The sequence below is a fragment of the Leptospira interrogans genome, from assembly GCF_900156205.1.
Taxonomy (GTDB): Bacteria; Spirochaetota; Leptospiria; order Leptospirales; family Leptospiraceae; genus Leptospira; species Leptospira interrogans.
In genome coordinates this window covers 65,797-86,850 of the sequence record NZ_FTNA01000011.1, presented here as the reverse complement: position 1 = coordinate 86,850, position 21,054 = coordinate 65,797, and the positions used below count along the sequence as shown (strand labels likewise).

General features: G+C 35.7%; 16 protein-coding genes and 1 pseudogene. 9 read left to right on the top strand and 8 right to left on the bottom strand.

All coding sequences use genetic code 11. The annotated features are described in order from the left end of the window. Window positions 1–386: 386 nt before the first annotated feature. Window positions 387–1,625 carry a sigma factor sigX-regulated lipoprotein SrpA gene (gene srpA, locus BW942_RS10815; RefSeq protein ID WP_000173795.1) on the bottom strand — a complete coding sequence of 413 codons (1,239 nt, stop codon included), beginning with the start codon at window positions 1,623–1,625 and terminating at the stop codon, window positions 387–389. 431 nt (window positions 1,626–2,056) lie between these two features. Here srpA and BW942_RS21460 point away from each other — a divergent pair, with 431 nt between their 5' ends. Further along, entirely contained in the window at window positions 2,057–2,221 is a 165-nt protein-coding gene (locus BW942_RS21460; protein ID WP_000248664.1) for an Hcp family type VI secretion system effector, read from the top strand. Between the two features lie 308 nt (window positions 2,222–2,529). On the opposite strand, the gene BW942_RS10810 is transcribed toward BW942_RS21460, so the two are convergent. From BW942_RS10810 to BW942_RS10795, 3 genes and pseudogenes are all read right to left on the bottom strand, one after another. Next, the gene (locus BW942_RS10810; protein ID WP_000596071.1) at window positions 2,530–2,718 is read right to left on the bottom strand and encodes a hypothetical protein; all 189 of its coding nucleotides are present in this window, start codon (window positions 2,716–2,718) and stop codon (window positions 2,530–2,532) included. Between the two features lie 1,557 nt (window positions 2,719–4,275). Continuing rightward, window positions 4,276–4,638, bottom strand: a pseudogene (locus BW942_RS10800) (DUF6984 family protein). Window positions 4,639–5,089: 451 nt separating this feature from the next. Next, window positions 5,090–6,652: a Ppx/GppA phosphatase family protein gene (locus tag BW942_RS10795; protein ID WP_000249634.1), complete on the bottom strand. Its 1,563-nt coding sequence runs from the start codon at window positions 6,650–6,652 to the stop codon at window positions 5,090–5,092. Window positions 6,653–6,843: 191 nt separating this feature from the next. On the opposite strand from BW942_RS10795, the gene BW942_RS10790 reads away from it, so the two are divergent. The 6 genes from BW942_RS10790 (at window position 6,844) to BW942_RS10765 (ending at window position 14,204) form a co-directional block, all read left to right on the top strand. Further along, on the top strand, window positions 6,844–7,866 hold the full coding sequence (locus BW942_RS10790; protein ID WP_000575569.1) for a rod shape-determining protein: 1,023 nt from the start codon (window positions 6,844–6,846) through the stop codon (window positions 7,864–7,866). Window positions 7,867–7,939: 73 nt separating this feature from the next. Then, a complete protein-coding gene (gene mreC / locus BW942_RS10785; protein WP_000964329.1) occupies window positions 7,940–9,037 on the top strand; it encodes a rod shape-determining protein MreC in 1,098 nt (365 codons plus the stop codon). Further along, the gene (gene mreD / locus BW942_RS10780; RefSeq protein WP_000599731.1) at window positions 9,034–9,546 is read left to right on the top strand and encodes a rod shape-determining protein MreD; all 513 of its coding nucleotides are present in this window, start codon (window positions 9,034–9,036) and stop codon (window positions 9,544–9,546) included. Before mreC ends, mreD begins: the two co-directional genes overlap by 4 nt. Before the next feature lies 1 nt (window position 9,547). Beyond that, window positions 9,548–11,491, top strand: coding sequence for a penicillin-binding protein 2 (mrdA, locus tag BW942_RS10775; protein ID WP_000900432.1), 1,944 nt, complete (start codon window positions 9,548–9,550; stop codon window positions 11,489–11,491). After that, on the top strand, window positions 11,478–12,983 hold the full coding sequence (gene rodA, locus BW942_RS10770) for a rod shape-determining protein RodA (protein ID WP_000801434.1): 1,506 nt from the start codon (window positions 11,478–11,480) through the stop codon (window positions 12,981–12,983). Before mrdA ends, rodA begins: the two co-directional genes overlap by 14 nt. 438 nt (window positions 12,984–13,421) lie before the next feature. Beyond that, window positions 13,422–14,204: a hypothetical protein gene (locus BW942_RS10765; protein WP_000371581.1), complete on the top strand. Its 783-nt coding sequence runs from the start codon at window positions 13,422–13,424 to the stop codon at window positions 14,202–14,204. Window positions 14,205–14,694: 490 nt separating this feature from the next. On the opposite strand, the gene BW942_RS10760 is transcribed toward BW942_RS10765, so the two are convergent. After that, window positions 14,695–15,438: a hypothetical protein gene (locus BW942_RS10760; protein ID WP_000672059.1), complete on the bottom strand. Its 744-nt coding sequence runs from the start codon at window positions 15,436–15,438 to the stop codon at window positions 14,695–14,697. Between the two features lie 79 nt (window positions 15,439–15,517). On the opposite strand from BW942_RS10760, the gene BW942_RS21455 reads away from it, so the two are divergent. Beyond that, window positions 15,518–15,673, top strand: coding sequence for a hypothetical protein (locus tag BW942_RS21455; protein WP_000809723.1), 156 nt, complete (start codon window positions 15,518–15,520; stop codon window positions 15,671–15,673). A gap of 63 nt (window positions 15,674–15,736) precedes the next feature. On the opposite strand, the gene BW942_RS10755 is transcribed toward BW942_RS21455, so the two are convergent. Continuing rightward, window positions 15,737–15,964: a DUF1858 domain-containing protein gene (locus BW942_RS10755; protein ID WP_000141324.1), complete on the bottom strand. Its 228-nt coding sequence runs from the start codon at window positions 15,962–15,964 to the stop codon at window positions 15,737–15,739. A 127-nt stretch (window positions 15,965–16,091) separates the two neighbouring features. On the opposite strand from BW942_RS10755, the gene BW942_RS10750 reads away from it, so the two are divergent. Beyond that, window positions 16,092–16,502 (top strand): 6-carboxytetrahydropterin synthase, encoded by a 411-nt coding sequence (locus BW942_RS10750; RefSeq protein WP_000465997.1) that lies wholly within the window; start codon window positions 16,092–16,094, stop codon window positions 16,500–16,502. 1,115 nt (window positions 16,503–17,617) lie between these two features. On the opposite strand, the gene BW942_RS10740 is transcribed toward BW942_RS10750, so the two are convergent. Together BW942_RS10740 and BW942_RS10735 are read right to left on the bottom strand one after the other, a co-directional pair. Beyond that, on the bottom strand, window positions 17,618–18,577 hold the full coding sequence (locus tag BW942_RS10740; protein WP_151303046.1) for a sulfate ABC transporter substrate-binding protein: 960 nt from the start codon (window positions 18,575–18,577) through the stop codon (window positions 17,618–17,620). A 73-nt stretch (window positions 18,578–18,650) separates the two neighbouring features. Continuing rightward, on the bottom strand, window positions 18,651–20,480 hold the full coding sequence (locus tag BW942_RS10735) for an alginate export family protein (protein ID WP_082279645.1): 1,830 nt from the start codon (window positions 20,478–20,480) through the stop codon (window positions 18,651–18,653). Window positions 20,481–21,054 lie beyond the last annotated feature (574 nt).

Genomic DNA, 21,054 nt, shown 5'->3' with positions numbered 1-21,054 from the left:
AAAAAAAGTTAAAAGCAATGATGGAGCTTGCGAGATAAAGAGATGCAAGATAATTTTCAGATTTTCTTTCCCAACAAATTAGGATAGTCCTGAATCCGATTGTGCCAACTGTTAGTTCTTTCAACGACCCATCGTCTAAGTTTTCCTTTATATTTACCGATGAGAGGTTTTTCACTTTTTTTCCGAATATGAGATCGAATGTTTCTTTTTTTGATTAAAACCAGAACATATTTTGGAGGAAGAAGTATCCAAGGAAATATACTTTGAGTCGAGTCGAAGTTAAATTTGAAAACACAGAAAGGAAACTTGATTCCTTTCTGTGTTATTCACAAACCTTTTGTAATCAGAAATTGATTGGACGAAGATCAACGGCGATCTCGTTTCAATTACTTATAGTTGCTGATGATCGTTGGTAAGTGGAAGATCATATTTTTCCTAGCTGTATTTGTTAAATTATCGTTTCCACTTGTTGCGTTAGGACTATCGCCAGCATCGAGCTGAGGAGAGAAGACGTTGTCCGCCGAGTTTGAGTCCCAAAAAAGAACTTTATCAATGGAAACGTTAAATAAAAGACTTCCCCCGTCTTTTTTAGAAGAGTCCAGATCTACAACCAATATGTATGGATCTTTTATGTCCAAATTATTGATGGAAGTCGGCGTTTTGAATTTTAGTTTTTGTGTGGCGGAAGCAAATGCAACGCCTGCCACAGATGGTGGATTGAGCATGTTTGTAGGATCTGTAAAAGGGTTAAGATTGTCTGGAACTGCAGTTCTAAGTATATGACCTGAATTTGCGTCGATCGCTAATTCGCCCATCATACAACTACCTGAGATATTTTCTATTTCTCCCGATTTTAACAAATCGGAGTAGATATAACTTGGAGAGTTCAAAAAAGATTCCGGACAATTTTTATTAAAAAGTTTTGGACTTACGTCGCCTCTGGTAATTCCATCGTCGGTTCGGTTAGACTCAATATTAGAAATAGGATTATTTAAAACCAAGTCCACATAACGGTATGAATTTTCAGGGACATCTTTCGGGTCAAAATAATAAGTAAAGTCTCTGGCGATGATTCCTACTCGATCATAGTCTTGTTTTTCCGCTTCTGGAAATGGAGTAATTGGAAGAAAAGCCGAACTTAAAGTACTGTCTCCGGTTTGTAATCCGATGGGCATAAAGCCACTTCCACACATTTTTGCGCCAGGGACAACATTTGATCCCGATAATTCAAACATTATAAAATTCGCATTTTCTAATGTCTCACTTCCTTTTGCCGGCCCACCTTTTGCTACTGATTTATAAGCAACAACTTGGCATACTCCGATAGAAATTGCAGCTGGCGTGATAAAATGATCGTTAAAACCATCCGCTGCACCGTCTCCATAATTTTGAGGGTTGTCTCCGCCAAGATCCGTTAGGAATGCAGAAGCGTTACTTTCTCCAATTCTAGATTGGGATGAATTTGCCGCAGTGCGCGCTGCTACAAGGGCATTGATATTGGAAATGCGGAACTCGGCGTTTGTTCCACCATTAAGCAAAATTGCCGCTAACAATAAATCATTCTTATTGTCTTTATGTTTCGCACAACTTACAAATAAAATTAAGGCTGACGATAAAAGAGTCATGATCTTAACGTTCCTACATTGTTTCATATTATTTAAACCTCTAATGGTATTAACGAAATAAAGAAGGGGGCTTGTGCCAGAGGGAGGTGTGAAATTTTAAGATTTTGGTTGAAAATTTAGCTTTTAACAGCACTCAAATTCTGATTATTAATGGAGGTGTATAAAAATGATGCTTTTTCTTTAGGGATCAATGGTGCTATTTTTCCCATAGTGTGTCGGAGATTTCTGAATAATATTTGTCCATTTCATATTGATATTATTACGCTTTCTCTGTACAATCAGTTTTGGGACACGCTCTAAATACTTAGACTTACATTCTACATATTTAATGGAAAAGTGCGCACGGGGAAAAGTGATTCCAGAAATAACTGTAGCCTACTACCAAAAAACTAAGAACGGGAGCCTCTACTTACAAAGCTCTAGAAATTTAGATGGTCAATGTAGTGGTTGCCAGTGTCACCTTCGGTGCGGGAGGGGATCGTCCTGTGGAGACGATAACCTTTGCTTTTGATTCTATTCGATATTCTGTTACTGCATCTACTTCCGTCGGGAAATTAGAGACAAAAACATTTACAGGTAAAGTTCCTAAAAATTAGAAAACCGATACTTAGAGTTTGTCCCAAAACCATCCAATGTGGGAACTACTACGAAAATTTAACGACATTAGAACTACTCGAAAGTTTACAAATTACTAAATGCGACTTAATTTGTAGGAACTACTGCATTTGATTAAAAATGTTTAAAGAATTAAATTATCGCGTAAAATTCTTTGAGGTTCTGGACAAGTTCTTAAACTTCCTTACGCATGTTTCTACAAGTGTAAAACGCGCTGTAGACAAAACGACTAATTCGATCTGAATGGATAATTTTTTTCAATAAGTTTATTTTTAAAACACTTTGTAAATTAAAAATACTTAAGAAAATTAGAATATTCTATAGTTCTATTTGTAATAACATTCTTTTTCATATTGCCATTACCGGTCTTTGTATAATGAATATCATAAATTTTGAGACGAATTGATGTGATTGGAGCATTCGTTTTATAGTTTTTAGAATTTATCTCAAAAAAAATCCATTCTGTTCGTTTAATCATTCATAACAAAAAGTAGTAAAAGTTGTCTCAAAAAAAATGGTTTAGGACGGTTTAAAAAAGACTACTTTACATGCCGATAAGAGTGAAATTTTTTAGTTTGTTCAAAAATGTGGGAACTCACACAAAAATTGAAACGTAAAAAAAAACAATTGAAAAGGCCATTCATTTGCAAGACGACATAATTTGTGGGGACTCCCAAGTTTTATTCAAAACTATATAATAAAGTACTAATTTACTAATTTACACATCAATCCTGTGAATTCAGCATAAAAAAATATGTCTGCAACAGGAAGGCGGACCCGGGTTCTATAGGGTCAATCAATTGCATACAAGAAAAAACATTATATAGCTATCGTCTTTAGTTTTAATTTGTTATAGAACAAGATTTGTCGAGAGTCTAAAACGCGACTTATCTTGCAACCTGGAAAACTCAAAGTCTCGCTTCTATTGGTGCTCGACGGGGAGCGAGATTTGAGTTTAGGAAGCATTTTGCTGAGTTTGAACGTGCGTTCTACTGAGTTTTTCCGCTTCGATCGTTTTCGCATTGAATTATGCAGAAATAAAGTTAACCTAACGTGAGTTCGACGTAAGGAACACATTCTTCTGAAAAAAATTGCAATCTGAACTCTACAGATTGATCTTTTAGATGTAGGAACTACTGCAATTTATAAAATAGAGTTGTTGAAAAATTCCCTAGTTCCGATTAACAAAACTGCTTTAATTGCCCGTTTCCATAAAATAGAAACAGATGGAGAATTAATTTTTCAACAATTCTAATAAAAGTTTATAACAATTGAATTTGTCGTGTTTCAATGTGGGAACTACCACAAAATTTAGGTTTGTTTATAAAATGACGTGGGAATTGCTGCAGATCAAGATTTTACGAACAAATTCTAAAATTATAATAAACTCATGCTTTTAGAAAATTCTTTTTTACGCCGAAATAACATTAACCTACACTTTGTGATAAACATTTAGATACTCAATCTGATAGGGATGAGTAGTAAAATTCAAAGGATTCATTTTTAGGCTTTGAGAAAACACACAAAATATTTTTAATATAAATTCTAGTTTCTACAAATTATATTTCTTTGTGCAATTGATGACTTGTGGACAAGCCTAAAAGTAGTAGTTCCTATTTTTTTAAATTTTGGATATGGACTATAAAATTATTAAAATATTCTATTTTTATTGTATTTAACTTGAGCTCTACATAAGAAAATAAAAAAGAAATTTTTATAAGTATGCATTTCTGCAATTTTAGGATTTGTTCGTGAAATTGTGCTTTGCGCTAATTTCCACATTTAAGGAATCGATCTGTAAAGTTCAGATTACAGCTTTTTTTGGAAAAGTGAATCATGAACAAACTCACGTTATTACTACGTGGACGCATGAAAATAGTACCAAGTTATTAACGGCCGAATTTACGAAAAAAATAGCGGTATTTAAAAAATACTGCAAATTCGAGATTATGGCATTTTAAAGCAGGGCCAAAATATTCAAATTTTTGAAACAATCTAACCCAAGTATTCTATTCATACGTCCGAGTAGTAATTTTCAGGATGAAACGATTGAAATGTCTTCTTTTTTAGGAAAACGTATTAAAATCAGTTTTCCAAATTTCTAATTCATAAGCCAGTCCTTTGTTGTCCAAAAGGATTGATGCAAGAACTAAAATCCCATCTTCGTCGTAAAATTGAATCTCTGACCGAGTTGACGATTTCTTCTTTCATATGGATCGTGCAAAAATCGAATGGAACCCATATGACCGTCTAAAAGTTCTTGAACTAGCATAGAATCCAAGGACTCGAGACCTATCGATTTTGGATCATTTTCGCCAATAATCGCAATTAAAAAATCTTTTTCCTCCGGTTTAAGAATACGCGATTTAGAGGAGTGAGAAGAATTTTTCTTTATCATAAAAATTGCATATTTCTAAATAAAAATCTTAAATTAATATGAACTCGGCGTAAAAAATATTAATGAATAAAAAATTCAATGCAGCTATTCCTCGGAACTCAGAAAAACGCTCTTTATATCGCAACATAATAATCACCTTTGTATTGGCTATCTCGAGTCATTCAAAAAAAATGACGCATAGATGAAGTAAATATTAGAAAAACAAAATCTACATTGATAATTTTAAAAATTTGATTTTTTTAATAGAGTTGTTAAAAAATGAATCCTCCATCTGCTTTTTTTGTATTAAAATTGGCTATTGAAGCATTTTGTTAATCTCCGCTATAGAACTTTTCTTTTTAAAATAAATTTATTTGAAACGAATAAAGTTGTGTTGGAAATCTTTTTGATTGAATGTGAAGAAAAACAGCTAACCACAATTTCCAACAAAAAAAAGAACGATTTTGTATTTTTAAGTTCCAGTTACAAATTCCACTGAATAACCGAAGGTTTCTTCGAACGCCACCTTTTGTTCTTCCGCGGCCCAAATTTCTAAAGAAGGATCGTAACCCTTACTGGATTCTAAAATAAAACGAATCTGATTTTTTTCGATTTTACAAATTACTGAAGAAACTAGTCCACCTCGATTTCGGTTTAACGCGGAGCTAATTCTTAGGATCGCAGAAAGTTGACATACTAAGGTTTGATTTTTTTCAGCGAGCTTATTAAATTCCCTGTGTTTAATTTTAGGAGTATTCTTTCTATGATAACGAGCGGTCAAAGCGATGATTTCAATTTCTAAAAAAGTAAAACCTAAAAGCATTTCCGAATTTCGGATCATATAATAACTGTGCTTATGATAGGCGGAATGTGAAATCGACTGACCGATTTCGTGTAAAAGAGAAGCCGCTTCTAAAAGTTCTCTTTGTTCCTGCCCCAGTTTATGCAAACTTTTTAATTGATCAAAAATCTGAAGACTTAATTCAGCGACGTGTTTTGAAAATTCTTCGTCTCTAGAAAAGGATTTCATAAAATTATGAACTGCTGTTTGACGGATGTCATCTAAGTGTTTAGAATGTTCTGTGTTTTCGAAGTGTTCCCATTTGCGAATTGTATCGTATACAATTCCTTCTCGAAGAGCGAATTCGGAAACGGTTAAAGCAGAAACGTTTGCAAGATCAAAAATTTCTTCTAAAATCAAAGTTCCTCCAACGATGATGTCTGCTCGTTTGCTATCTAAACCTGGGATCTTGGATCTTTTTTTAGAAGTATCCGCTTCTAAAATTAGATTACGGATTTTTTTAAATTCGGAAGAAGTAAATGAGAAATTGTTTAAAGAGATTTCTTCCGTTTCCCCTCTGGATGCTAAAATCATACCCGCGATCGATTGTATCGTTCCAGATGAACCTACTACCAAGTCCGGTTTTAAATCTCTGAGAATTTTTCGAAAAGGAAGAAGCATTTCTTCGATGTAAAGTCTACATTTACGAACATCCGAGTTAGAAAGAGTTTCTTCTTTAAAGAATTTTTCTGAAAGTCGGATGGCCCCCAGTTTAAAACTTTTAGAGAATAAAATATTTCCTCTATGACCTACTAAAATTTCAGTACTTCCTCCGCCTATATCGATCATCATGATTTTTCGATCAAAAACTGGAATTCCTTGGAGAATTCCAAAGTAAATGAGTCGGGCTTCTTCATAACCACTTACTACATCGATGGATATACCCGCTTCTTGATATGCGTTTTCTAAAAAGTCTTCTTGGTTAGAAGCTTCTCGTAGTGCGCTTGTAGCAACGGCTCTGATTTCTGCTCCTGCGTTTTCTGCTAAGATCTTAAATCTTTTGAGACAATCGATTCCTCTACGAAACGATTCCGGATCGATCGGACCGTTTTCTTGCAACCTATTACCTAAGCGAACTGATTCTTTTTCTCTAGCGATGGCTTCGAAAGTTCCGTTTGTTCGAACTCGAACGATGATCATGTGAAATGAGTTGGTGCCAAGGTCGATGGCAGCGAGAGGTTTTTCTTGAACCATGGTTGAACAGAATGCTTTGCTACTAAAATCGAATCCAGCTTAATTTGTTTTCTGAATTTTTTGTTTTGAGGTTGCCGGGAACCCAAGCGTTGAAATTATTGAAACCTGTCCGACGAAGAAAATTCTGAAGAATTTTCAACTCTGAGCAGATAATAAAGACAAAAAACCTTCGCGGTTGAAAGGTACCTGAAATGATCTTTGATAATCTCTATGCCCTGTTTTCTAACGATATGGGAATCGATCTAGGAACGGCAAATACACTGGTGCATGTTAAAGGACAAGGGATCGTTTTATCCGAACCCTCCGTTGTTGCGGTTCACGCTGCCACCGGTAAAGTCCTCGCTGTAGGGCAGGAAGCAAAGCGGATGTTGGGACGTACTCCAGGAGAAATCGTCGCTATTCGTCCAATGAAAGACGGTGTGATTGCAGATTTTGAAACCGTCGAAAAAATGATTCGTTATTTTATCGCAAAGGTGCATAACCGAACTACATTCGTAAAACCTAGAATTGTGATCGGAGTTCCGTCCGGAATTACAGAGGTAGAAAGACGTGCTGTTCGCGAGTCTGCAGAACAAGCAGGTGCGAGAGAAATTTTTTTGATCGAAGAAGCTCTTGCTGCTGCGATTGGTGCTAATATACCAATCAACGAACCTGCAGGAAATATGATCGTAGACATAGGCGGTGGCACGACCGAAATCGCAGTCATTTCGTTAGGTGGAATGGTAATTGCGGAATCCATTCGAACTGGAGGAGATGAGTTCGACGAAGCAATCATCAAATATCTCCGAAACCAATACAATTTAGTGGTAGGAGAAAGAACCGCAGAAGATATTAAACTCACCATAGGAAACGCATTTCCGGAAAAAAAAGCGGAAACGATGGAAGTTCGTGGGCGGGACGCAATTTCAGGACTTCCTAGAACTTTGGAACTGGAATCGAACGAAATTCGTAAAGCACTCAAAGAACCTACAGACGAAATTTTAGATGGAATCAAAAGGGTTTTAGAAAGAACACCTCCTGAGCTTGCATCGGATATAGTAGAAAGAGGAATTGTTCTAACCGGTGGCGGATGTCTCTTAAGAGGATTAGAAATGTATCTTTCTAAAGAAACTGGAGTTCCTGTCTTTCGTGCGGAAAATCCTCTTACCTGTGTGGTACTCGGAACCGGAAAATATCTGGACGAGTTGAAGTATATCAAACCCGGTATACGTTAAGAAATCGGTTGAAATTCGCTAACGTTTCGAACGACTTTTGTTCGGAACGGATTCGAGAGAAAAGGAAGAATCGATGTTATGGTTTCAACTCAGTCGAAGTAAAGAGACTCTTTCTCTCCTTTTTTGTATTTTATTTTCTATTTTATCTTTAACCTTTCGAAGTAACGTAATCGTTCGAGGAATCGCCAGTTTTCAAAGGGTGGGGGACGTAGTATCCGGTTCCATCGATTCTTTTGGTGGATTTTTCAAAGGTGCTTACAATAAGTTGGAATCTTTTGAAACCATACGTAAAGAAAGGGATTCTTGTGTTGCCGTTATGGAAGACTATAAATTGCTTCCACAAGATTTAGAAAAGGCGAATCGGGAAAACGACGCTCTTAGAAAAGAACTCAAATTTCATAGTAGACAAAAATATTCTAGTCTCAAGGCGGAAGTATTATCTGTTCGTCTCAATTCCATTTATAGAACCATTATCATAGACAAGGGTTCCGATTCCGGAATCAAACCTTATATGCCGGTAACCGCAAGAGCGGTGGATCAAAAGGGAGCGATTATAGAAGCACTTGTAGGGAAAGTAATTGCTGTGACCGGAGGTTCTGCGGTGGTCCAACCACTTATCAATTCCAATTTCAACATGGGAATATCGATGCCGGATACAAATTTATGGGCCAATCTATCCGGAAATTCAGGAAGAGGAACCGAAGCGCTTTTGAATTATATAGATAGCGGAATTATTATCGATCCTAGAGTGTTTGGAGAATATCCGATGGGACCGAGTGAGATGATCCAATATACTGAGTCTTTAAGTAAAATTGGTAAGCCGGTTTATACATCTGGAGGTGGCGGAGTATTTCCTTCTGGAATTCCTGTTGGAATTATCACAGAAGAAGGACCTAGAAACGGAAGTTTTAAAAGTGCTTATTTAAAACCTTTTGTACGATTTGAGATGTTAGAGAGTGTTACGATCCTTCTTAAACTTCCTGAGAAGTGGTTGGAAACTTGGCCGGAAGGACAAAATATCACGATCGAAAATCCTTATTTTGGAGAACTTAATTTTCCGGGAGAGGATCGTTTAAAAGAGAATCAAACTAAAACACCTAACACGAATCAGACGCAAACAAACGAAACTAAAAACCAACCGTCCACTCCGAACGAGGAAGATTTACAATGATCTTAGAAAAACTCGTAATCGCGATCGGAATTTTAATCGCTCATTTTTTAAACGGTTCGAATTTATTTGAAATTGGTTCGGCGATCAAACCCGACTTTATGATTTTGCTTGTACTTTTTTTTGCTCTGAGAAGGGGGCCGCTCTACGGACTTTGGATTGGATTTTTTGGAGGCCTCTTGACCGATTCGGGACTTGGAGGAGAAATTTCCGTGGGAAACGTAGTTACGTATAAGATTGGACTTCATTCTTTGACCTTTTGTCTGATTGGTTATCTTGTCGGAAAATTTGCGCGTTCTGCTTATCACGAAAATTATCTATCAATTACGATCTATTCTTTATTGATCACATTTATCACCAGACTGGCCACGTATTATCTGTTCTCTCTATTTTTTCATGAGAATATGAGTTATTCCTTATTTTTCACTTCTTTGTTTAATGCGCTCATTGCGCCCGCTTTTTTTTATGCTCTGACTTGGATTTACCAATTGGATCATATGGGGGACGCGTAAGTTGTTAGGTGGAGCTCAGTCTGCGTCGGAATACCGACTTGAAAAAAGTTTTAGACTTCGTCTTTATACTTTTTCCGGACTTGTAGTATTTGCTCTTGCCGCCTTTATATTTCAGTTATTCAATCTTCAGATTTTAAACGGAACGGATAACGCCCTTAAGGCCGAAAAGTTTGTTCGAAAAAGTGAAATTATGCCTGCGGCTAGGGGACAGATGTTTGATCGAAATTTTCTCACACCTGAAACTTCTATGGCACTCGTGTCGAACTACTCTTCTTTGGACGTAGTGTTAAATACTTCTTTATTTAAATATGATCCAACTTCTGTAAAGGCGTTCATTCAAGAATTTGCAAGAACTCTTTCTATACCAATTTCTTATTACCAGGATGAGTTGATCGAACCCCGCTTTTCCAGAAACTTAAAGGCTAAAAAGCCGATCGTACTTTTAGAAGGAATCAGCACTGCACAACAAGAAAGAATATCAGTATTTGATAATATATCTAAATATATTGTTTTACTTCCTTCCCCGAGAAGAGTTTACAAAATGGGTCCAGCCCTTGCACACGTGACCGGTTATATAGGAAAACCTACTAGGGATGATTTGGTTTCTGGAAAAATTAAATCGTATCAGTATTTGGGAAAAGACGGACTGGAGTTAGAATATGATTCGGAACTCAGAGGGGTAGACGGATTTAGAATTCAAAAAAGAAGTTCCGAAGGAAACATAGAAGAGGAACGGGTGGTAGAACATTCTTCTCCTGGAAATAATCTGGTTCTAACGATAGACAAGGATATACAAATCGCCGCTTATAAAGCTTTAAAGGGAAGTAGAGGAACCGCGATCGCTATCAAAGTTGCTACCGGAGAAATTTTGGCGATGGTTTCTAATCCGAGTTATGACCCAAATATACTTTCAGGAAAAAATAGAGCAGATCGAACTGCACATTTTAAAAGAGTCAAAGACAACGGAGGATTTTTAAATCTAGCGATTAAATCTAAATTTCCACCCGCTTCTACTTATAAAACGTTAGTTGCTCTTGCCGCGTTGGAAAGCCAACACAAGATAGGATATACCCCAGAAACTACGTTTTCTTGTAACGGAAGTTTTGTATTGAAATCAACTTTTGCAGGGGTTCCAGATCAGGTATTTTTATGTTGGGAAAAGGGAGGGCATGGAACGAATGATCTTGCGCATGCTTTGCAAAAATCTTGTTCTGTATATTTTTACAACTTAGGATATAAATTAGGATCAGATGCAATTTTAAATTATTCCAGACTTTTTGGATTGGAAAACAAATCCAAGGTGGATCTTCCGGATGAAACCGCCGGTTTTGTACCTTCTTCTGCATGGAAAAAAAGAACTTATGGAACAAAGTGGTTTGATGGAGATACGATCAATCTTTCTATCGGACAAGGATTTATTTCTACCACTCCGATAGGCATGGCTCTTTTTTATATGGGATTGCTCAACCGAGGACAAATCTATCAACCGTATGTGGTAAGCGAAATTCGAGATCCAGTAGATAATTCTATTATCAATAGAACCACACCGCAGATTTTAAGAGACATACCGATCAATCAATCTTCTGTAGAAGCGATTAAAGAAGGATTAAAACTTGTGGTAAAAAGTGGAACGGCTGCACACGTATTGAACAAACCGTTTTTACCAGAAATAGCGGGAAAAACCGGAACCGCTCAGACTAGGAGAAGAGGGGCTTCTGGTTCCAATCACGCATGGTTTGTAGGATACGCTCCTGCAAACGCTCCAGCCAGCGAACAAGTGTTAGTTGTTGTGTTTGTGGAATACGGGATCGGAGGAGCTGCTGGAGCTGCACCTGTTGCAAGAGAAATGTTTCATGCGGCTTTTCCACCGGGAACATTCAAAAAGACGCAAGAAGTAAATCCTCAACCTAAGATTGGACAGGAGGGAACTCTTGAAGCCAGATAAGTCCATAGAAAAGATAGATTACTTTTTAGTAATTTCGGTAGTAATTGTCGTACTTTGTAGCGTAACTACTTTATATAGCCAGGAAGTGAATTTTGAAGATGGGCCCGGGAAATGGTATCGTCAGTTATTTTATTTTATCATCGGGCTTGCGATCATGTATTTTGTATCTAGAGTCAACTATCAGTTGTTAGGTGCTTATGCTCTCGTGATCTATGTGTTTACGGTTTTTCTATTGATGATTACTCTAATTCCTGGAATTGGTTATTTACCTTCAGGAAGGGGAGCACGTTCTTGGATCAAACTAGGACCCGTGGGAATTCAGGCTTCCGAGTTTGCGAAATTATCCACTGTAATTCTTTTGGGACAGTTTATGGTTTTAAAAGAAAAGGATATGAGAAATCTAGTCGTCTTATCGATTCCGTTCATCATCGTAATCGTTCCAATGATATTTATATTGTTACAGCCAGATTTTGGAACTGCGGTATCTTTTTTGCCAATATTGTTCACGATGCTCTTTTTAGGAGGAGCAGATATATTACATATAGGATCCTTGCTTGCGTTTGGAGGAATTACGCTCATGGTTCCAATGTTTGTAGAATATTCTAAATTAACTTTGATCAACGACATCTCTGACTTTTTACAAAGAACTGGAAAGACTGATCTTTTATCTGTGGTCAATCGACTTGGTGGAAAGATATGGCTCGCTCTTGACGGAAAGGATGTAAAAGCGGCCAACCTAACACCTAAAACTCTAAACGCGTTACAAGAAGTAGTGGATCAGGTAGTAGAGGTAGAAGGAGGATTTTTCTTTAAGATTTTTTCTAATCAAAAATTACTTTTGACCTTTGGGGCTTTATTTTTAATTGCGAGTATAGTGATGGTGGGAATTCGAATTGCAAGAGGAAGTAAAACATTAAGACAATATTATATACCTCTTGGAATTTTGGGAATCAGTTTAATTTCTGCGGTTGTAGTAATGAAAACCGTTCCGTTTCGAGAAAACCAAGTCATTCGATTGACCGCATTTTTAAATCCGGAGGAATTTAAACAAGGTGCCGGTTATCATCTGAGAGCTTCTAAACCTGCGGTTGGATCGGGAAGATTTTTCGGAAAAGGGCTGATGAATGCAGAAATGACCGAAGGAAGAATTCCACACGTGCCAGAATCCAGCACTGATTTTATTTTTGCTTCCTGGGCGGAACAAACCGGGTTTTTAGGATCTGTATTTTTATTATTCTTTTTATTTTCGATACCACTTCGAGGACTTCAGATCAGTTATGAAAGTAAGGATCGGTTTGGATCCTTACTTGCGTCTGGGATCGTAGCATTACTTTTTTATCATATGGCAATCAATATAGGAATTGTAATTGGATTGATGCCGGTGACTGGGATCCCTTTGTCTTTTATGAGTTACGGAGGATCACATTTAGTCATGTCTATGACCGCGGTTGGAATTATACTTTCGATCAAAAGTAGAAAACACGCAAATTAAAAGATTTTGTGTATCTCTTCGATCCGCGTTGAAAAAATGCGTTTATTATCGAATACATTATATTTAGTATTAGTGCAAATTTTTCTAAGTTTGTTAATTTAACATGTGTTTGGTGCAATGGCAAATTAGAAAAAGTGTAGATAAATAACTATTAAAAACTCGTTCTGTATCGAAGGACTAAAAAATATAATGATCCTACGTTTTAAGGTTTCAGGATAAAAACTTACTTAGGGTTCTATAATAGAGTATCAATATTTTGCACTGAAACAGTATTTTGTAATAAAAATTCAAATTAATTCATTTTATAGAGATCAACAAAGTCCACTCACTTTGATCTAAAATCTACCACATTCTATTTAGGGAATATGCGTTTGGGATGTAAAATAGAATAGTTTCTATAAAAATTCCAAAAAAAGGACCGATAATAAAAATACGTGTATGGACCCCGTAAAAGATTCCAGATTTTTTTTCGATTTAAAACGTAAGTTTGAAGTCATATTGGAGGAGGTAGAAAAAAAAACCTTCGATCAAAAGGACGAAATCAGAGAATTAGAAAGTCTTTGGGAAGAGATGTTCGAACTTGCTGGAAAAAATGATTCTCCCTACTTTCAAATCCGACTTAAAAATCTGAAAAAACAACTAGAGACATTCGTAAAAAATAAAGGATACGAAAAACAAGAGTTTGATAGAATCTATCATCAGCTTGGAAAAATGAAACAAAATGACTCTGTAGAATTTTTAGACGAATCACTTCGGAATAGACTCGAAAGGATTGCTCAAAAACATTATTCTCCAGGAGATATGATTTCTTCTGAAGTAGTGGCTACAAGTAAAAAAGGAAAATATTATATAACGTTTCGCTGTGGGACTATCTACTTTATAACCGATTGGTCTTCTTATACCGTGCTCAAGGATTTGGATCGAAGAAAAAATACCGTGGAATATAAGGGTTCGGTTTATAGAATATTTCCAAGTGCATTCGTTTACGGACTTTCTGAAGAAGAATATAGAAATGAAAACTTTTTAACTATGAATTTATTGGTTCTGAAAAGAGAGTCTGGACTTGAATTTTATCGATTTGATACATTAGGTGAAATATTACAGATCAATGAGGGAACTTTTTTAAAAGGTTTAAAACCTATAGAAAGTTCTGAGATGGACAAACGAATTCGAAATTATTTTCGAAAAGCGGGAATTCGTTATTACTATATTCCAGTTTAAAATTTTAAAATATTATACTTTTTTAAAGTTAATTTATATATTTGTTTGAGTAAAGTGATTGAGGGGTAGGAAAATTCAGCAGAATGTTTTTTCAAACTCAGCATCTCACTTCTACGGGTCGCTCGAAAGATCGTGTTCTATAATAGAATTGTTGAAAAATTAATTCTCTATGGGTTTTCGTTGTATGGAAACGGTCGATTGAAGCGTTTTGTTAATTGCTGCTATGGAATTTTTCAACAACTCTAATAAATTGAAATCAGGAAAAGATTTTATTTTCAAGCAAACCCTCAATTTGTTGATCAGAACAAAAAGATGTGGTCTGGCACGGTGGATTCGCCTAGATTTTATTATACCAAACTCACGTTTGATATGAAGTTTTCAACAACTCTAATGATATTTGTATCTGATCTCGATATTTTATGTTCAGATTTCTTAGAGTTTCTAAATCTTACTTTTTATTAAAACCAAAATACCATAGAGTTTCCAAGCTCTATTCTAATTTAGAAAAGACACTTCCTGCCGCTTTTAAAGAAATTTTTTGATACTTTGCGTATGAACGAATCATAGCGGATCGGATCGATTTTTTATCCTCAGCCCCAAATTTAGATACGGTTTCGGTTAACGCTTCTAAAAGATAGGCTTCTGGAGCCATAAAAGTTTTTGTCAAAACGATTGGTTTTGCGCCGATTGAACGTAAAACGGAATCAAAGTATTTTTCACTTTCGCAGGCAAGGACGGCTACGGTTTTAGCGGATTGAGATTGTAGCTTTGGTGAAATACGATCCATTAACCGATTGTGACCGGACCAGACGATAATATCGGCAGGAGATTTTCCGGAGGAAGCGTTTAAAAAGTCTAAAAGCGCGTTATCTATTTTATCTCCTGCGTAGGCATAGATGATAAGTTTCGTATATGTTTCGTTTTGTTTTCTTTTTTTTTCAATTATGAGAGTTCTTAAAATGGGAGAATCTGACTTTCTTTCTTTGATTTCTAGAATTTTAAAATTGGAATTTCTTTTAAAAAAAGTCTCAGCGCCGAAGGCGGCACCCCAGTATAGATTTTCCTCTAACGAACGAGGATCTCCCGCTTTCCCTTTTCCACATACTAACGATTTACCGTCGCATAAAGGAATAAAAACTTCGATTGTAATTGCTTCGAGTGAAACAAAAGAAAAAAACAAATTGTAAAAAATACAGACGAAAATAGATCCAAGTTTTTGAAATCTGAATTTCATATTGCAATTAGCCCAAAATTAAAAAGTCAATTCAAATTGTGAATATTTTTTATCATGGTAGATAATTCGAAAATCAAGAATGAAACAAATTCAATCGAAAACTTGGCTTGTTTTTAGATTCAGTTTGATTCAAGAAATTGATCATGCACTTCATTATGCAAAAAAGAATGGAAGAAACCAAGTTGTGCACGTATTATCGGATATAGAAAAAGTTTTTATGTTTGAGTTAGGTTGAAAAAAGAAGAATGATTTTAGAGAGAAAATGAACCCAGAGAAACAATTTTCTCCGGGATGTTTTTTAGTCTTCCGAATCTTCGAGAAGATTGTTTAAACTTTCGACAAGTACATCTACTTCCACGCCATAACCCATACAAACTTGTTCTATGGTTTCAAGTTCGTTGATGGAGCAGTGGGAGCAACCACCTAAATGATAGCTTGAAAAAACAAGACCTGCTTCTGGGTGAACTGCCATTGCTTCGCCTACAGTCATTTCCTTATAAAATCTTGGCTTGACCACTTCCGTCATTGAATATCTCCTATCATTAAACTCTACGGGATATTTTATTTCTGCAAGTTGCGAGAAACGTTTTTCCTCGGAAACAAAATTAACTCGGAATTCCAGTATATAGACGTGGGAAAGAAAGTCAAGATCTATGTTTTTTCAAGAATCAGGAAGATTTTATATTCGAATCGAGGAGCGTTTTGAATCCTCACATTATCTCTACAAATATTTTCCAGATGGATCGGATGAACCGATCCATGGACATTCTTGGAAGGTAGAACTTTATCTTTCAGGAAAAAAAAATATCGGGGACGATGGAATCAGTTTTGATTTTCTCACTTCCAAACAAAAACTCAAAGAACTTGTAGGAAGGTTAGATCATATTCTAATTAACGATTTAGAAGAGTTTAAAAAAATCAATCCTACTTCCGAAAACATTGCAAGATGGTTTTATCATTATCTCAAAGAAAGTGTACATACTGCAGGGGGAAAAGTGGATCGAATTGTCATTCATGAAGGTCCCGAAAACCTCGCCTTTTTTGAGCCAACATCGCTTTCGTAAAAAGCGATGTTGCAAAAAGACAAGCGTAGCGTAGTCTTTTGCTTTCAACGGAGTTGTAAAAATCATCGCTTTCGTAAAAAGTGATGTTGCAAAAAGACAGCGTAGCGTAGTCTTTTGCTTTCAACGGAGTTGTAAAAATCATCGCTTTCGTAAAAAGCGATGTTGCAAAAAGACAAGCGTAGCGTAGTCTTTTGCTTTCAACGGAGTTGTAAAAATCTCGCTTTCGTATTTTATTATATTTTAAAAATTGGAGACTTCTTGATTGTATTTTTAAAGTTAGATATGTGTTTGTTGTAGAAAGTTTTTTGTAAAAGCAAAACGGCTATTTTTAAATTTTACATAATGTGAATATAACATTTTCTAAAAGTATGAGTTCCTACAATTTTAGAATTTATTCTTAAAATCGTGATTCGTAATAGTTCCTACACTTGAATACGAAAAATTCAATTGTTATAAACTTCTATTTTCTAAATTGTGGTAGTTTTCACATTTTAGAAAATAATCTGCAAATTCAGATTCTAACTTTTTTCAAAACAATGAATCATGGTCGAACTCACGTTAAAATAAAATATTTAAAATTCTACCTAAACGGAAACTTGCCTGAAGAATTGATGGTGCTATTTAAGGGTCGAATTATCTATAATCTATCTCAAAAATACTTTATCTTTACTTAAAATGCAAATTTCTGTTATTCTAATGTATTTTTGAGATTTCCTTATATTACTAATTTCTATAAAATTGAGTACCGTTAAATTTATCACAAAACGCTAGTTCCATATAAAATATTAGGTACTTTATTATATAGTTATGAATAAGGCGTCTAATGTTTTGCAGTAAAAATTTACGATAATCAATTTTTTAAGTTTTATGGCGTGAGATTTTTTATGAAATATAAATAATAAAAAAAGATATGACATTTAGAAAAAAATAATTTACTCATGTTTTTTAAAGCTGAGTAAATTATTTTTAAATTTATATCGATGTCTATATGGTAGTTACTTAATGTTTACACTCAGTACGCTTTTCTAAGAGAAATTTATATAACCTATTATATGACATTGAATAATGGAAAAAAGATATAGTTTTATTTTTCATTTAAAAAGAGTATATCTATTTTATTTGACATAGAGCTGATCGAAAGAAGCGCCGTCAGCAAAATGGTCTTTATGTGCTTTTTGCCAACCGTTGAAATGTCCGTCTACTGTGATTAGATCTAGTTTTGGGAATTTAGTCTCATATTTTTTAAGTATGGTTTGGCTTCTAGGGCGATAACCATGTTTAGCAATAATTTCTTGCGCCGCCTCGGAGTAGAGGGATTTGAGATAGGCTTTTGCAGTTTCTAAATTTCCGTGTTTATCCGCATTTTTTTCCACGATTGCTACGGGTGGTTCGGCGAGAATGCTCAAAGATGGAATGACTACTTCATATTTGTCCTTACCAAATTCTTCTAGAATGAGGAAGGATTCGTTTTCCCAAGCGATCAAGACGTCTCCGATTCCGTTTTGTGCAAAAGTATTGCTAGAACCTCTAGCCCCTGAATCTAAAACTGGAACATTCTTATATAATGTTTTTATAAAGTCTTGAACTTTATTTGTATCGTTGTTGAACTTTTTTTGTGCAAAGGCCCAAGCAGCGAGATAGTTCCATCTGGCTCCTCCACTTGTTTTAGGATTTGGAGTAATTACACTTACTTTTGATTTAACTAGGTCGTCCCAGTCTTTTATATTTTTAGGATTACCTTTTCTAACTACAAACACGATGGTAGAAGTATAAGGAGTACTGTTGTTTGGAAGACTTTTTAGCCAATCCCTAGAAATTAAACCTTTGGACGCGATGATATCTATATCGTATGCGAGTGCAAGAGTAACAATATCAGCTTCTAAACCGTCGATCACAGATCGTGCCTGTTTTCCACTTCCTCCGTGGGATTGATTGACTCTTACTTCGTCTCCAGTTTTAGATTTCCAATAACTTGCAAAAAGTTTGTTGTATTCGGCGTATAGTTCTCTTGTTGGATCATAAGATACGTTAAGTAGAGTTATATCTTTTGCAAAGAGCCCTAGGTTCGAGGTCATTGTAAAAAACACGATGGTGGTAATTTTAAAAAATTTTATTTTCATGCTGATTTCCTAATTCCAATTTTATGAATTACATTGCAAATTGAACGAACAGAAAAAAACTATAGGCTCTATTGTCCAGTGTATATCTGTCGTTTATGTTTGGAGCCCAAGGATTCACTCTTGCATTTCTGACTGCGTCTCCTGCGAGAAGATAAGAACCTCCGGTCCAGATAGATACGTAGTCCTTGAGGTAAAATTGATAGATTAAATCGAATTCGTAAAAAAGACGTTTACCTCCTTTTTCTCCCAACTTATATCCTCCAAATGCAGCACCAGTAGGGTTTTCTGTAGTAAGTCCGGTATTTGCGGCGCCACCGGAGGAATACCACGCGTCGTTTACTGAAGCCTTTTGAATATCATAAACTACGAATATAAATCTACCGTAATTTGGAGAATTATACATCAGATGAATCGATTTCGTTCTTGTGTTTGACCAAAAGGTTGCGTTTGCAATACCATTTCCGGAATCAAAATAAGGGAAACCTCCCGATCTAGTCGCAAAGGAAGCGTCGTAGGTAGCTACTTTGTTATCTGTTCTGTTGGGGTCACCTGAGCCGATCGAATATTGAATTCCCACACGGAACCGATCAAAAAAAGTATAACCGGTTTGAGCGATGAAAAATTTGGAATCGTATTCTACTCTTTCCGTATAAATTCTTTTAGAGTTAGGGTTTCCGTCTACGGTTTGTTTGAGTGTGTCCCAACCGGCGTTGACTCTTTGACCATTGTAGCCGTATTGCCAAGAGGCTTCCAGAGTCCAATCCCAAGCTTTGGTCTTCGGCAAACGGTTGTTATCCGTTCTATTTGTTAAGCGAAACCCTACGGTGTTTAAATCGTCTCTTTGTCTGGTTCTATCTTGGCTTGTGACTGGGTTGGGGCCTTGTTCCCATTTTCTATCTACGTTAAAGTAATAAAGATCCACGTTAAAGTCTTCGAACTTAACGGTATTGTATAAACCAGAAAGGTAAGTATCGTTGACCGTTCCACGTTTAACACCATTTGCGGTGTTATTTCCTGCCCCTGCATTTGAGTCTTCTGCAATTATGGAAGTGAATGCTTCCGAGTTGAAATATTTAGAGTTGTATTTTACTCGAGCTCCGTCAAATGAGTTACCGGTTTGACCGTCGTTTCTTCCACCAACGTATCTGTTGTCGCCAAAACCGAAAATCTGTCTTCCAATAAAAATTTCAAAACCGTCCGCAAAGTTTTTCAATTGTACAAAACCTTCTCTTAAATCTGTATTGTTCTTAATGCTTACGGAATTGTTTGCAGTTGGGGCGGAACTCAATTCTATTCCGGCAGAATTAGAAAGACCTAAATAACCGAGTTGTCCGTCTTTACGAGATTGTTCACCTCCAAAAACTCGAACGTCTTGAATTGTAACTTTAGCGGCGACGTATGGGTTTGGGTCTACGACGAAAAAAACTTGAGAATTTTGAGTTGCATAATTTCTATCATCTTGAGTTCGCTTATCAAAATCTGCGTTATGACTGTAATCAAAACGAGGGCGAATTTGAAAACCTGTTCTAAAAATATCTCCAAACCAAAGTTTGTCCGTCCTTCTTATTGCTTCTTGGTGTTCAGGAGAAAGAGGCATGGATTTCATAAATTCCCCCGGAAGTTTTCCTTTGTAGGGACTTTTATAAGGTTCTTCTTTAGCAAGCTCCTCTTGGATTTCAGGAATTCCTTTTCCATCGTTTGGTTGTTCTTCATACCGGACGTCGGAAGGAGGGTCCAAGTTAAGAACTGGTCCGTTTGTTTTTTCTTTTTTTGAATTTTGGGAGAATAGATTCAATGGAATTATGCAACAGAACAAAAGAGCTCCGGCTGATACTTTAAAAATTGCATTCTTTTTCATTTGGCCCTCCTTAGAAATTTTTTACCAAAAAATAAGTTTTTATTTTTTAAGTCAATATAAAATTCGCTATATTGGATTTTTATCTTTTATATAAATAAAAAATAAAATATTGAGAAATAAACTGTTAAATATAATAGAAATTTCTGTTTTATTTGATTTTTGATGAATTGGATAGAGTTCTCAATTTCAAAAAAGAAATTTTTATTATAAGTTAAATGTGTTCAATCTTGGTAAATAAGACGATTTTGTGTCGTGTTCTAAAATCAAATTTTACCTTTTGTAATTTTATAAAAAGAAATTTAGTTTTAAGATGAGTTCGACGCAAGGAAATGAGAAATAGTTTTCTAAAGGTCATGAGTTCCTACAATTTTAGAATTTGTTTGTAAAACAGTGATTTGTGGTAGTTCCCACATTTGAAAATAGATTTGTAAAGTTTAGATTTCAACTTTTTCAGAAATACCAAATTACTTTGGTTTTAGTGTTCGGACTCAGAAAATCCGTTTTTATAGAATTTAATTTTTTTGCAAAAAACTATGGTAATTCCTTCAAGCTGTAGTTTTACAGTGAAATTCTG

Bases quoted from the DNA above. Each gene is read 5' to 3' on its own strand.
- BW942_RS10755 (WP_000141324.1), bottom strand. From the start codon at position 15,964: ATGACGGAAGTGGTCAAGCCAAGATTTTATAAGGAAATGACTGTAGGC.
- BW942_RS10735 (WP_082279645.1), bottom strand. From the start codon at position 20,480: ATGAAAAAGAATGCAATTTTTAAAGTATCAGCCGGAGCTCTTTTGTTC.
- BW942_RS10795 (WP_000249634.1), bottom strand. From the start codon at position 6,652: ATGGTTCAAGAAAAACCTCTCGCTGCCATCGACCTTGGCACCAACTCA.
- BW942_RS21460 (WP_000248664.1), top strand. From the start codon at position 2,057: ATGGTCAATGTAGTGGTTGCCAGTGTCACCTTCGGTGCGGGAGGGGAT.
- mreD (WP_000599731.1), top strand. From the start codon at position 9,034: ATGATCTTAGAAAAACTCGTAATCGCGATCGGAATTTTAATCGCTCAT.
- BW942_RS21455 (WP_000809723.1), top strand. From the start codon at position 15,518: ATGAAACAAATTCAATCGAAAACTTGGCTTGTTTTTAGATTCAGTTTG.
- BW942_RS10760 (WP_000672059.1), bottom strand. From the start codon at position 15,438: ATGAAATTCAGATTTCAAAAACTTGGATCTATTTTCGTCTGTATTTTT.
- BW942_RS10810 (WP_000596071.1), bottom strand. From the start codon at position 2,718: ATGATTAAACGAACAGAATGGATTTTTTTTGAGATAAATTCTAAAAAC.
- BW942_RS10790 (WP_000575569.1), top strand. From the start codon at position 6,844: ATGATCTTTGATAATCTCTATGCCCTGTTTTCTAACGATATGGGAATC.
- mreC (WP_000964329.1), top strand. From the start codon at position 7,940: ATGTTATGGTTTCAACTCAGTCGAAGTAAAGAGACTCTTTCTCTCCTT.
- BW942_RS10750 (WP_000465997.1), top strand. From the start codon at position 16,092: ATGTTTTTTCAAGAATCAGGAAGATTTTATATTCGAATCGAGGAGCGT.
- BW942_RS10765 (WP_000371581.1), top strand. From the start codon at position 13,422: ATGGACCCCGTAAAAGATTCCAGATTTTTTTTCGATTTAAAACGTAAG.
- srpA (WP_000173795.1), bottom strand. From the start codon at position 1,625: ATGACTCTTTTATCGTCAGCCTTAATTTTATTTGTAAGTTGTGCGAAA.
- BW942_RS10740 (WP_151303046.1), bottom strand. From the start codon at position 18,577: ATGACCTCGAACCTAGGGCTCTTTGCAAAAGATATAACTCTACTTAAC.